Here is a 12,625-nt window from a genome sequence, read left to right on the forward strand (position 1 = left end):
GTACCGCAGACCGGCCCCCGCGCCCCGAGGGCTTCGCCCCGGGCCCGGACGGGGGGCCGGTCTGCGGTACCGCGCCCCGAAGGGGCGCGGGGAACTGCGCGACCGGCCACGACTCACCCGCGGATGATGTACCGGACTTCCAGCGGAGCGCTCAGCCGCACGGCGCTACGGCTCGACCACGACCTCCTGCGCCGCCGCCGTGCCCTCGCCGACGAGCAGGGGCGCGTCCACCGGGACGTTGCGCTTCACCAGGGCCAGGGCGATCGGGCCCTGCTCGTAGTGGCGGGCCGAGGTCGTGACGAAGCCGATCTGGCGGCCCTCGGGGCCGTCGGCGGCCAGGCGGACGGGCGCGCCGTGGGCCGGCAGGACCACCTCGCTGCCGTCGAGGTGGAGGAAGACCAGGCGGCGCGGCGGCTTCCCCAGGTTGTGGACGCGGGCCACGGTCTCCTGGCCCCGGTAGCAGCCCTTCTGGAGGTGGACGGCCACGCCGATGAGGCCCAGCTCGTGGGGGATCGTCCGGTGGTCGGTCTCCAGGCCGAGCCGCGGGCGGTGGTCCTCGACGCGCAGGGCCTCGTAGGCGAGGACGCCCGCCGCCGGGCCGTGGGCGGCGGCGAAGTCCGTCAGCGAGGCGCGCGGCAGGAAGAGGTCCCGGCCGTGGGGCGTCTCGCGGGCCACGACGCCCTCGGGGGTCTCGGCGATCGAGCCGGCCGGCAGGTGCACCACCGCGAAGTCGTCCGTCCGGTCGGCGACCTCGACCTTGTAGAAGAACTTCATGCTCTCCAGGTAGGCGATGAGCGCCTCCTGGGTGCCGGGCTCGATGTGGACCCAGGTGGTCCCGCCGTCGTCGACCAGGTACAGGGCGTGCTCGATGTGGCCGTGCGGGGAGAGGATCAGGGCCTCGGTGGCCTGCCCGGCCGGGAGCTCGCTCACGTGCTGGGTGACGAGCAGGTGCAGCCAGCTCAGCCGGTCGGGGCCGGTGACGGTGAGGACCCCCCGGTGCGAGAGGTCCACGAAACCGGTCCCGCCGGCCAGCGCGCGCTGTTCCCGGAACAGGTCGCCGTAGTGCGCGGCGACGCCTTCGTCGGGCCCCTCGGCGGGGACGGCGCCGGGCAGGGACAGCAGCGGGCTCTTCGATTGACGCAGCATGGGGCCAAGCCTACGGCGAGGGGTCCGGCGCCTTCGAGGAGCAGTCGGCGCACCGGCCGAAGATCGCGAAGTGCTTCATGTCCGTTTCGAAGCCGAAGGTCTCGCGGAGCTTCGCGGTGAAGTCCGCCGCGACCGCCAGGTCGGCCTCGACGACGCCGGTGCAGTCCCGGCAGACGAGGTGTATGTGGTGGTGCCGGTCGGCGAGGTGGTAGGTCGGCGCCCCGTGCCCGAGATGGGCATGGCTGACCAGCCCCAGCTCCTCCAGCAGCTCCAGCGTCCGGTAGACCGTCGAGATGTTCACCCCGCCCGCGGTCCTGCGGACCTCGGTGAGGATGTCGTCCGGCGTCGCGTGTTCGAGCCGGTCCACGGCCTCCAGGACGAGCTGGCGCTGCGGGGTCAGCCGGTAGCCGCGCTTACGGAGGTCGCTCTGCCAGTCGGTGTCCACCACGCTCCCAGTCTAGGCAGCGTCACGCGCCCCGTACCCCCTTCAGGTACGCGGCGAGTGCGGCGACGGCCGACGGATTGCGGGGGCTCTCGACGAGATCGACGTAGTCGAGGACGAAGACGCGGTCGTTCTTGATCGCCGAGACCCCCGCGAGCGGCGGGTAGGACATCAGGAACTTCTTCTTCTCCTCCGCGCCGACGGCCCCGTAGTTGTTGATCACGATGACCTCGGGGTCGCGCTCGACGACCGTCTCCCAGCCGACCGTCACCCAGGAGTCCTTGAGGTCCTTCATCACGTGGTCGCCGCCCGCCTTGGTGATGATGTCGTGCGGCCCGGCGTAGGCCCCGGCGGTCAGCGGCTTGTCCTTGCCGTCGTCGTAGAGGAAGACCCGCGGCGCCCGGCCGTCCTTCGGCACTGCGGCCTGCGCGTCGGCGACCTGCTTCTTGAAGCCGTCGACGAGCTTCCGTGCCCGGTCCTCGACGTCGAAGAGCTTCCCGAGCGTCTCCAGGTCGGTGTAGAGCGCCTCCAGCGGCGGCATCACCCCGCGCGACCTGCCCGTGCCGCCGTTGTGGCAGGACTCGGTGAGGACGTACGAGCCCACGCCGACCTTCTTCAGCGCCTCCGGGGTGAAGCCGTTGCCCTCGCCGAAGCCGTAGTTCCAGCCCGCGAAGACCAGGTCCGCCCTGGCGTCGAGGACGAGCTCCTTGTTGATCTCCTTCTTCGACAGCCACTTCACCTTGTCGTAGCCGCTCTTCCAGGGTGCGGCACCCTTGTCGTCCCGGCTGGTGCGGTAGTCGGGCGCGACATAGCCGGCCATGTGGTCCTCCAGGCCGAGCGCGAACATGATCTCGGCTATCCCGACATCGTTGGTCACCACGCGCTGCGGCGCCTTGTCGTACGTCGTCTTCACACCGCAGTTGGAGATCGTCACCGGGTAGTGGCCGCCGGACGCCGCCTTCGGCTGTTTGCCGTCGGGAGCGTCCGAAACCTTGGCGCCACAGCTCGTGAGGGTGATGGCGGTGAGCAGGGTCAGCGTGATGCGGGCAGTACGCATGGTGTCCTTACGGGAGGCGGTCGAAGAGCAGCTGCGGGGCGCCGGAGACCGGGTGCGGCACGCGGTGCGCCCGTACGCCGAAGACCTCGGCCAGTAGCTCGGCGGTCAGCACGGAGTGCGGCGGCCCGGACGCGACGACGCGCCCGCCCGCGACGACGTACAGCGCGTCGCAGTGCCCGGCGGCGAGATTGAGGTCGTGCAGCGCCGCCAGCACCGTCACCCCCGACGCGCGCACCAGCGACAGGACCTCCAGCTGCTGGGCGATGTCCAGGTGGTTCGTCGGCTCGTCCAGGACGAGCACCTTCGGCTCCTGGGCCAGCGCCCGCGCGATCAGCACCCGCTGCTTCTCGCCCCCGGACAGCGTCAGGAAGCCCCGCCCGGCCAGGTGCGCGGCGCCCACCCGGGCCAGCGCCGCCGCGCACACCTCGGCGTCCGCCGCCGTGGCCCGGCCGCCCGGGCCCTGGTGCGGCAGCCGGCCCATGGCCACGACCTCGGCGGCCGTGAAGTCGAATTCGCCGCCCGACTCCTGCGGCAGCGCCGCCAGCCGCCGCGCCCCCTCGCGGGCGGAGAGCGCGTGGACGTCGTCGCCGTCCAGCAGCACCCGCCCGGCGGCCGGCCGCAGCGCCCGGTAGACGCAGCGCAGCAGTGTGGACTTGCCGCTGCCGTTCGGCCCCACCAGCCCCACGAACTGCCCGCTGTCCGCCCGTAGCGCGATGTCCTCCACCAGCCGCGCGCCCGCGATGTCGACCGCGAGCCCCTCGATGTCGATCCGCATCACGACCCCCCGAAGACATAGCCGCGGCGCCGCATCAGCACCACGAAGCAGGGCACCCCGATCAGCGCGGTGATCACCCCGACCGGCAGTTCCACCGGCGCCAGCAGCAGCCGGGAGACGACGTCCACCCACAGCAGGAGCACCGCGCCCATGAGCGGCGCCACGGCCAGCACCCGGCGGTGGTCGGCGCCGACGAGCATGCGGGTGACGTGCGGGACCATCAGCCCCACGAAACCGATCGCGCCGCTGACGGCCACGACGGCCCCGGTGACCGCGGCCGTCACCACGAACAGCACCCGCCGCAGCCGCTCGGCGTCCACGCCCAGCGTGGCGGCGGTCTCGTCGCCCATGGCCAGCGCGTTCAGGCGCGGTGCCGACCACAGCAGATAGCCGGTCCCGGCCAGCACCACGGCCGCCGCGATCGGCACGGACGACCAGGTGGCCCCGCCCAGGCTGCCCAGCAGCCACATCATCGCGGAGCGCGCCGCCTCGCCCCGGTCGGCGCTGAAGACCATGAGCGTGGTGATCGCGGAGAAGCCGTAGTACATCGCGCTGCCGGTGAGCACCAGCCGCAGCGGCGTCAGCCCGTGCCGGGTGCGCGCCGCCGCGTAGACGAGCGCCATCGCGGCCAGCGCGGAGGTGAACGCGGCACCGGACAGCGCCCACACGCCGAGCGAGCCCAGCGCCCCGAAGAGCAGGACGGCGTTGGCGCCGACGGCGGCGCCGGAGGAGATGCCGAGGACGAACGGGTCGGCGAGGGCGTTGCGCACCATCGCCTGCACGCCCACCCCGATGGCCGACAGCCCCGCGCCGACGACGGCGGCCAGCAGGGCGCGCGGGAAGCGCAGCTCCCAGACGATCGTGTACGCCGGGAGCTCGTCCGGCGCGATGGTCCCGCCGCTCAGCCCGGCCCACAGGTGGCGCATGGTCCCGCCCCAGCCGACGCCGGACGCGCCGAGCGCCACGCAGCACAGCAGCGAGAGGAGGAGGGCGGCGGTGAGGGCGGCCAGGAGCGGCGGCAGGGGGAGCCGGCGGGGAGCGGAAGGCGCCGGGAGCGACGGCCCGTCCGCTCGCCGGGCCACGGCCGGGAGATCTGTCGACACGGGCGGTACGCCTTCGCCTCGGGCCGTGGCTCCGCCCGCGGATACGTGACGTGCGACGCGTCCGCGCGTACGGGTGTCCCCTCGCAGTCCACGGCGAGTGTGCTGGGAGCCACGCCGCCGCGGGTGATCGGGCTCGCGGAAGGCCCCCTCGGAGGGCCTTCCGCCTACCGTTGCGGGTCAGCGCCGGACTTTCACCGGACTTCCCCCGCGGGGCGCGAAAGAGGTTACTTTTCCTCGGGCTTGTACGGCGTGCCGTCGGGGTTGAAGAAGGCGACGCCGTCCGGCATGTCGTCCGGCAGGTTGCGCGCCCACTCCTGAAGGTCCTCCGGGACCTTCTTCAGCTGCGCGGACATGTACGGACGCAGCGGCACCTCGGGGGTGGCCTTCTCGCCGACCCACATCAGGTCGCCCTTGACGTAGCCGTACAGGCGCTTGCCGCCCGAGTACGGGCCGGAGGCGGCGGTCCGCGCGACGGCGTCCGTGGCGATGTCGATCTGCGGCTTCTGGTCGGCCAGCTCGCCGTACCAGACCTCGACGACACCGGTGTCGCGGATCATGACGATCTCGACCTTGCGGTCCTTGTCGATCCGCCAGTAGCCGGTCTCGGTCTCCAGCGGCTTGACGGGCTTGCCGGCCGCGTCGAGCACCCAGGAGCGCGAGACGTACTCGAGGAAGTCCCGGCCGTCGTGGCTGAAGACGACTTCCTGCCCGAAGTTGCACTTCTCGGCGCCGGGGAAGTCGTGGACGCCCGCGCCCTCCCACGTGCCGAGGAGGAACGCGAGGGGGACGAGGTCGGGGTGAAGGTCGGACGGAATCTCGATCATGAGCTCAGGCGATCTGTAGGCGATGCGGACAAAGGGGTCAGCGCTGGCCCTGGTACAGCTTCTTCCAGGTCAGGCCCGCGAAGGCGATGACGCCGACGGCGACCAGTACCAGCAGGGTGGTGAAGAAGCCTTCAAGCACGAGCGCGCTCCTCGGTCGGAGTGGAGATCTATGTCGGTACGGACCGGACAGGAGTCTAGTCGGCCGCCTCGGGGACGGCGCTGTGAGGTTGGCCGTTGCGTCGTCCTAGAGTGACCGGCATGGCGAACGCGAAGAAGCTCGTGATCAAGGTGACGGCGGGCGCGGACGCGCCCGAGCGGTGCTCGCAGGCGTTCACGGTGGCTGCCGTGGCCGTGGCCAGCGGTGTCGAGGTGTCGCTGTGGCTGACGGGGGAGTCGTCGTGGTTCGCGCTGCCCGGGCGCGCCGCGGAGTTCGAGCTGCCGCACGCGGCGCCGCTGCCGGACCTCATCGACGGGATCCTCGCCGGGGGCGGCCTGATCACGCTGTGCACGCAGTGCGCGGCGCGGCGCGGGATCGAGGAGAAGGACCTGATCGAGGGCGCCCGGATCGCGGGCGCGCAGGTGTTCGTCAGCGAGGCGATGGCGGACGGCACGCAGGCGCTCGTCTACTAGCCGTGCACTAGTTGCGTAGTCGTGCGCTAGTCCCGGCCCCAGGGGTCGCGCGGGCCCTGGCGGCGCTTGCCGTCGAGCTCGTCCCACCACTCGTCCGACTTCGGGTCGCCCGACGGATCGTCCCACCAGCGGTCGTCGGGCCCCCGCCGGTTCGCGACGATCGCGGCGACGGGCGGGATGACCATGGCGAACAGGCACAGCCCCACGGCGGCCGGCACCGACCACAGGCGCACGACGGCCCATGCCATGACGAAGAGGAAGATGCAGGTCCCCATCATGGCGAAGTAGAGGTGCCTACGCCTGGCGAGCACCTCTCAACGGTACGACCGCGGGCCGGTCCGCGCGAAGGGCCGCACCCCCCACAAGGCGTCCAACCCCGGGGTGCGGCCCTTCGGGTCCGGTGCGGGCTCCATGACCCGCTCAGACGGCGATGGCGACCTCCGCCAGCGCGCCCTTCTCGGTGAGCACGACCGTGCGGTCGGCGGCCGTGGCGCCCGGGACGAGCGCGCGGACCGTCCAGGTGCCCTCGGCCGCGTAGAAGCGGAACTGCCCGGTCGCGGACGTGGGCACCTCCGCCGTGAACTCGCCGGTCGAGTCCAGGAGCCGGACGTAGCCGGTGACGGGCTCGCCGTCGCGGGTCACCGAGCCCTGGATGGTGGTCTCACCGGCCTTGGCGGTCGAGGCGTCGGGGCCGCCTGCCTTCGCTCCACACATGTGCGTTCCTTTCCATTGGCGCGGGTGGCGCGGGTGCTTGGCTCGGGAGGCTCAGTCGTCGGCGCCGAGCGCGATCGGCACGCCCACCAGGGAGCCGTACTCGGTCCAGGAGCCGTCGTAGTTGCGGACGTTGGTCTGGCCCAGCAGCTCGTGGAGCACGAACCAGGTGTGCGCCGAGCGCTCGCCGATGCGGCAGTAGGCGATGGTGTCCTTGGCGAGGTCCACGCCCGCGCCCCGGTAGAGCTCCGTGAGCTCGTCGTCGGACTTGAACGTGCCGTCGTCGTTGGCCGACTTCGACCACGGGATGTTGCGCGCGGTCGGGACGTGGCCCGGGCGCTGCGACTGCTCCTGCGGGAGGTGCGCCGGGGCGAGCAGCTTGCCGCTGAACTCGTCGGGGGAGCGCACGTCGACGAGGTTGAGCTCGCCGATGGCGGCCACGACGTCGTCGCGGAAGGCGCGGATGGACAGGTCCTGCGGCCGGGCCCGGTACTCGGTCCGCGGGCGCTCGGGCACCTCGGCGACGAGGTCGCGGGAGTCGAGCTCCCACTTCTTGCGGCCGCCGTCGAGGAGCTTCACGTCCTGGTGGCCGTAGAGCTTGAAGTACCAGTAGGCGTAGGACGCGAACCAGTTGTTGTTGCCGCCGTAGAGGACGACGGTGTCGTCGTTGGCGATGCCCTTCCCGGACAGCAGCTTCTCGAAGCCGGCCTGGTCGACGAAGTCGCGGCGGACCGGGTCCTGAAGGTCGGTCTTCCAGTCGATCCGGATGGCGGTCTTGATGTGGTTCTTGTCGTACGCGGACGTGTCCTCGTCCACCTCGACGATGACGGTCTTGGGGTGGCCTTCGTCGATGCGGGCCTGGACCCAGTCGGCGTCCACCAGGACGTCACTGCGGCTCATGCTGATCTCCTCCGGGGCAGTTGCGGGCGTGCCGGCGGGGGCGGTGCGCGAGGGTATGGCCACGGCACCGCGCGGCGGGTGGAGCGGTGGTGCGGGGAGGCGGCCGAAGGGCCGGAAAGGGGCCGGTTAAGCGGGCCCCGTCAGACACGGCGACACAGCATGGCGGCCACGCGGCACAGGTCCACTGCCCGCCGCTTGGTGAGATCCGCCTGTCGCTTCATAAGGGGGATCGTAGGGAGGGGCGGGGGCCCTGTCACCGGGGTGCCGGATATTGAGACAAAAGATTCCGCATGCTGGTACAGGAATCTTCGCGACGGGCCCGCCGTCCCCCGTCCGGCCCTCCCGTGAGCCCGTATGGACTGACGTGCGGACGGAGGCGTCTCGCAGCGTGGACGGGGGACGTCAGCCCGCCAGGTTGACGTCGGTGCCGGTGAGGGTGATGTCGATGCCCTTCGGCGTCGCGACGACCGTGTCGAGCTTGATGCCCCTGGGCAGGCCCGTGATCTTCCGGTCGAAGTCGGTCTTCTCGCGGATCTTCCGCTCCAGACCGGGGATGCCCTGCGAGGGGACCTCGTTGGCCCGGACGCGGACGGTGTCGCCGTTCACGACCGTCACGGTGGAGATCACGCTCTGCTGGGACGCCTGGCCCATGACGGTGACCTTGCCGGAGACCTTCACCTGGTTGCCGCCGGTGGCGTCCTTGCCGCCGTAGCCGACGGTCACGTCGGGGTCGCCGGTGGCCTTGGTCAGCTCCTCGTAGGTGAGGTGCGCGGTGCCGGTCGCGCGGCCGGCGGTGGCGGAGGTGTAGCTGCTGCTGACGCGGACGTCGTGCAGGGTGGCGTCGAAGCCGCTCACGGTGATGGAGCGGTCGCCCGCGCCGGCGGTGACGCCGCCGGAGAGCTTGATCTCGACCTCGTCGAGCTGTGAGCTCGCGACCTGGGTGAGGAAGGGGAATCCCTTGATGGAGACGTCCGGGGTGCCGGAGAGGCCCTGGGAGCTGCGGATCTTGTCGGCGACCTGGTTCTCGGCGAAGTAGACGGCCGCTCGGTCGGCGCCGATGAACAGGGCCGCCAGGATTATGGCGACGATCAGGAGCCTGCGTATCGCGCGCATCGGTTCGTTCGTCCCCCACTCTCGGTCAGGCTTTCCCGCGAGCCTAACCGGGCGGGGGTGGGGGGTGTCGACCCGTGCACGTCACCGGTCTGTAACCGTTTGGGGGTCCTTGCCCCGGCCCCGCCCTTTCACCGTTTCCGAGCGGGGCTGCGCCCCCTCGCACCCCCGTTTCGCGCTGACGCGCGGTGTCCTCAAACGCCGGACGGGCTGAAATCAGCCCGTCCGGCGTTTGAGGACCGGGGGCTGGGGCGGAGCCCCAGGAAACGGTGAAAGGGCGGGACCGGGGCCCCAGACCCCTACCCCAGGGCGCGGCCCAGGACATAGACCGCCGGCGCGGCCAGCGCGAGCGGCAGGGCCACGCCCGCCGTCATGTGGACGAAGCGGGACGGGTAGTCGTAGCTGGCGACCCGCAGGCCGACGAGGGCGCAGACGCCGGCCGCGAGGCCGAGCAGCGCGGCCGTCGGGCCGAAGCCGGTCAGCTGGCCGCCCGCGATGCCCGCGCCCGTCGCGGCGATCAGCGCGACGACGGGGGCGGCGACCGAGGGCAGCGGCAGGGCGCGGGCCAGGACGGCCGCGGCCACGCCGAGCCCGCCGATGACCACTGCGTCCGGGTCGGCCGCCAGGTGGCCGCCCGCCATCACGGCCAGGGCCGTCGAGGCGGTGGCCGCCGTCAGCCCGTAGAGCCGCTCGTCCGGCGAGGCGTGGCTGCGCAGCTGGAGGACGACGACCAGCAGGATCCACACGCCGAGGGTGCCGAGGAGGACCGTCGGCGCTTTGGCCGTGTCCGTGGCCAGCAGCCCGATGTCGGCGGCCACGCCGCCGAGGAAGGCCAGCGCGATGCCCTGCCGGGCGGGCCACATGCCGTTCAGCCGGAACCAGCCCGCCGCCGTCACCGCCTGGAGCAGCACCACGGGCACGGCCAGCGCGGGCCGCGCCAGCGGCGCCGCGGCGGCCAGCAGGCCGGCGAGCACGGCGGTGATCAGCGCCGGCTGGAGGCCGGGCGACACGATCTGCGGGCGGCCCTCCGCCTTCGCCTTCTCGGCGGCGGTCATCGGCCGCTCGGCCACCTCACCGGCGACCGGCGCGGTCACGACCGCGCCCTCCGGCCGGGGCACCGGCAGCGACCCGGTCCCGGCTCCGGCTCCGGGCCCGACGTGGGCCGGGGGCGCGGCGGGCTCGTAGCCGGACGGCTGCCGGTCCCAGGACGCCGCGCCCTCGCCGCCGCCCGTGGGCCACGACGTGTCGTACGCGGCGGGCGCGGGGGCCTGTTCCCGGCTCTCGTCGAGCGGCTGCTGCCAGCTGTGCACGTCCCAGGTCTGGGTCTGCCAGGTCTGGGTGTGCGGCTCGTCGTACGCCTGGTGGTTCTGCTGGGGCTGCGGCCACGCGGCGGGCTGCCGGTGCTGCGCCTGCTGCCCGTCGTAGCCGTGGTCGTGGCCGTAGCCGTACGACGAGCCGTCGGACTGCCCGGGCTGCCCCGCCTGCCCGGTCTGCCCGTCGGTCCCGTGGTCGTACGACGACCCGTAGCCCTGCTGGGGCTGCTCGTAGTGCGGGTACTGCCCGTGCTGGTCGTACCGGTCGTAGGGATTGCGGTGGTGCTGTTCGCTCATGCTGCCGGGGTCACCCTCCTGCGAAGGGCGGGAGCACCTCGACCGTGCCGCCCTCGGTCAGTCGGACCGTCGAGTGGTCGCGCGTGCCGACGGGGTCACCGTTCACGAGGAACGAGCAGCGGGCGAGCACTCGCGCGAACTCCGGTGCCGTCCCGTGCGTCCGCCGGGCCGCGACCAGCGCGTCCGCGAGCGTGCGCGCGGCGTACGGCTCCTCGGCGATGCCCGCGGCGGCCTTGGCCGCGGCCCAGTACCGGATCGTGCCGGCCGGAGGCTCCGCCTCCGTCCGCCCCGGCTGTGCCGGCAGCGATGCCGGACGAGCCGTGTGTGTCGTCGCCACGGCGACCCCTTTCGGTTTCTTGCCGCCTCCATGATGACGGGTACCGGGCCCGGCATGTCCCCGACCGGTAAAGGAGAGGCCCCATCGAGAGGTGCTCGCATAGGCTTCTTGTGTGTTGGTGCGACTTCTACGGTCGTCTTTGCGGCCCTATACCGGAGCGATCGCGCTGATCGTGCTTCTCCAGCTCGTTCAGACCCTCGCCACCCTCTATCTCCCCAATCTCAACGCGGACATCATCGACAAAGGTGTCGTCAAGGGCGACACCGGATACATCCTGAGCACCGGCGGGCTGATGCTCGCCGTGACCCTCGCGCAGATCGTCTGCGCCGTCGGCGCGGTCTACTACGGCGCCCGGACGGCCATGGCGGTCGGCCGGGACCTGCGCGCCGAGGTCTTCGACCGGGTCCAGTCCTTCTCCGCGCGGGAGATGGGGCAGTTCGGGGCGCCTTCGCTGATCACCCGCACCACCAATGACGTCCAGCAGGTCCAGATGCTGACCCTGATGGCGTTCACGCTGATGGTGTCGGCGCCGATCATGTGCGCGGGCGGCATCGTCCTGGCGATCCAGCAGGACGTACAGCTGTCCTCGCTGCTGCTGGTGATCGTCCCCATCCTCGCGGCGATCGTGAGCGTGATCATCTGGCGGATGCGGCCCATTTTCCGTGGGGTTCAGGACCGCATCGACACGGTCAACCGGGTGCTGCGCGAGCAGATTTCCGGCATCCGTGTCATCCGTGCGTTCGTCCGCGACGACCACGAGCGGAAACGATTCCGGAACGCCAACGCCGAGCTGATGGACGTCTCGCTGCGCGCGGGCCGGCTGATGTCGCTGATGTTCCCGTCCGTGATGCTGGTCGTGAACCTGTCCTCGATCGCCGTCGTGTGGTTCGGCGGGCACCGCATCGGGGACGGCGGCATGGAGATCGGCGCGCTCACGGCGTTCATCAGCTATCTGATGCAGATCCTGATGTCGATCATGATGGCCACCTTCATGTTCATGATGGTGCCGCGCGCCGAGGTCTGCGCCGAGCGCATCCACGAGGTCCTGACCACCGAGTCCAGCGTGGCGCCGCCCGCCGTCCCGGTGACCGAGCTGCGGGGGCGCGGTCACCTGGAGCTGCGCGCGGTGGAGTTCGGCTACCCGGGCGCCGAGGAGCCGGTGCTCCGGGACGTCTCCCTGGTGGCCCGGCCCGGCGAGGTCACGGCCGTCATCGGCTCCACGGGCAGCGGCAAGTCGACCCTGCTGGGCCTGATCCCCCGGTTGTTCGACGCCACCGGGGGCGCCGTCCTCGTCGACGGCGTGGACGTCCGGGAGCTGGACCCGGCCGCGATGTCGGCGGCCGTGGGGCTCGTCCCCCAGAAGCCGTACCTCTTCTCCGGCACCATCGCCTCCAACCTGCGCTACGGGCGCCCCGACGCGACCGACGAGGAGCTGTGGCAGGCACTGGAGACCGCGCAGGCCCGTGAGTTCGTCGAGGCCATGGACGGGACGCTGGAGGCGCCGATCGCCCAGGGCGGCACCAATGTCTCCGGCGGTCAGCGGCAGCGCCTGGCGATCGCGCGGGCCCTGGTCCGCAAGCCGGAGATATACCTCTTCGACGACTCCTTCTCCGCCCTCGACTACGCGACGGACGCCCGGCTGAGGTCCGCGCTCCTCCGTGAGACGGGGGACGCGACGGTGGTGATCGTCGCGCAGCGGGTGTCGACCATCCGCGACGCCGACCGCATCGTGGTCCTCGACGAGGGCCGGGTCGTCGGCACGGGCACCCACACCGAACTGATGGGGACGAACGAGACCTACCGGGAGATCGTGCTCTCCCAGCTCACCGAGGAGGAGGCGGCGTGACGTCCCTCGAGAAGCCCGCCGCGCCCGCCGCCGGCGGCCCGGACGGAAAACCCGGCGGACCGGGCGGCGGCCCCGGCGGCCCGGACGGCAAGCCCGGGGGCGGCCCCGCCGCCCCCGGGCTTGCCGTCCGGGCC

General features: G+C 72.1%; 14 protein-coding genes and 1 riboswitch. Of the genes, 2 read left to right on the forward strand and 12 right to left on the reverse strand.

What is annotated here, in order from left to right; genetic code table 11:
- Positions 1–165 precede the first annotated feature (165 nt).
- The 6 genes from K6I33_RS21760 to K6I33_RS21785 all read right to left on the reverse strand — a co-directional run bounded on the left by K6I33_RS21760 (position 166) and on the right by K6I33_RS21785 (position 5,347).
- Complete coding sequence (locus K6I33_RS21760) at positions 166–1,146, reverse strand: folate-binding protein YgfZ (protein ID WP_229355558.1); 981 nt, start codon at positions 1,144–1,146, stop codon at positions 166–168.
- A gap of 10 nt (positions 1,147–1,156) precedes the next feature.
- Positions 1,157–1,594, reverse strand: a complete 438-nt coding sequence (locus K6I33_RS21765; RefSeq protein ID WP_229355560.1) for a Fur family transcriptional regulator — start codon at positions 1,592–1,594, stop codon at positions 1,157–1,159.
- 19 nt (positions 1,595–1,613) lie between these two features.
- Positions 1,614–2,645, reverse strand: coding sequence for an ABC transporter substrate-binding protein (locus tag K6I33_RS21770; protein ID WP_229355562.1), 1,032 nt, complete (start codon positions 2,643–2,645; stop codon positions 1,614–1,616).
- 7 nt (positions 2,646–2,652) lie between these two features.
- Complete coding sequence (locus K6I33_RS21775; protein WP_229355564.1) at positions 2,653–3,420, reverse strand: ABC transporter ATP-binding protein; 768 nt, start codon at positions 3,418–3,420, stop codon at positions 2,653–2,655.
- Entirely contained in the window at positions 3,420–4,523 is a 1,104-nt protein-coding gene (locus tag K6I33_RS21780) for an iron ABC transporter permease (RefSeq protein ID WP_229355566.1), read from the reverse strand. Before K6I33_RS21780 ends, K6I33_RS21775 begins: the two co-directional genes overlap by 1 nt.
- Positions 4,524–4,623: 100 nt before the next feature.
- Positions 4,624–4,758, reverse strand: a riboswitch (cobalamin riboswitch).
- Positions 4,748–5,347: an FABP family protein gene (locus K6I33_RS21785; protein ID WP_229355569.1), complete on the reverse strand. Its 600-nt coding sequence runs from the start codon at positions 5,345–5,347 to the stop codon at positions 4,748–4,750. Its footprint overlaps the riboswitch before it by 11 nt.
- A 258-nt stretch (positions 5,348–5,605) precedes the next feature.
- Between K6I33_RS21785 and K6I33_RS21790 the strand changes: the two genes are divergently transcribed.
- Entirely contained in the window at positions 5,606–5,977 is a 372-nt protein-coding gene (locus tag K6I33_RS21790) for a DsrE family protein (protein WP_189453451.1), read from the forward strand.
- Between the two features lie 26 nt (positions 5,978–6,003).
- On the opposite strand, the gene K6I33_RS21795 is transcribed toward K6I33_RS21790, so the two are convergent.
- The 6 genes from K6I33_RS21795 to K6I33_RS21820 form a co-directional block, all read right to left on the reverse strand.
- A complete protein-coding gene (locus K6I33_RS21795) occupies positions 6,004–6,288 on the reverse strand; it encodes a DUF3099 domain-containing protein (protein WP_229355571.1) in 285 nt (94 codons plus the stop codon).
- Between the two features lie 109 nt (positions 6,289–6,397).
- On the reverse strand, positions 6,398–6,691 hold the full coding sequence (locus K6I33_RS21800) for a DUF1416 domain-containing protein (RefSeq protein ID WP_229355573.1): 294 nt from the start codon (positions 6,689–6,691) through the stop codon (positions 6,398–6,400).
- 51 nt (positions 6,692–6,742) lie between these two features.
- A complete protein-coding gene (locus K6I33_RS21805; RefSeq protein WP_229355574.1) occupies positions 6,743–7,588 on the reverse strand; it encodes a sulfurtransferase in 846 nt (281 codons plus the stop codon).
- A gap of 402 nt (positions 7,589–7,990) precedes the next feature.
- Entirely contained in the window at positions 7,991–8,701 is a 711-nt protein-coding gene (locus K6I33_RS21810) for a DUF2993 domain-containing protein (protein ID WP_229355575.1), read from the reverse strand.
- 296 nt (positions 8,702–8,997) lie between these two features.
- Entirely contained in the window at positions 8,998–10,308 is a 1,311-nt protein-coding gene (locus tag K6I33_RS21815; protein WP_229355578.1) for a hypothetical protein, read from the reverse strand.
- Between the two features lie 10 nt (positions 10,309–10,318).
- Entirely contained in the window at positions 10,319–10,612 is a 294-nt protein-coding gene (locus K6I33_RS21820; RefSeq protein WP_229355581.1) for a MoaD/ThiS family protein, read from the reverse strand.
- A 145-nt stretch (positions 10,613–10,757) separates the two neighbouring features.
- Between K6I33_RS21820 and K6I33_RS21825 the strand changes: the two genes are divergently transcribed.
- On the forward strand, positions 10,758–12,491 hold the full coding sequence (locus K6I33_RS21825; protein WP_229355580.1) for an ABC transporter ATP-binding protein: 1,734 nt from the start codon (positions 10,758–10,760) through the stop codon (positions 12,489–12,491).
- Positions 12,492–12,625: the final 134 nt, after the last annotated feature.

The sequence above is a fragment of the Streptomyces sp. UNOB3_S3 genome, from assembly GCF_020740895.1.
In the GTDB taxonomy this organism is placed as follows: Bacteria; Actinomycetota; Actinomycetes; order Streptomycetales; family Streptomycetaceae; genus Streptomyces.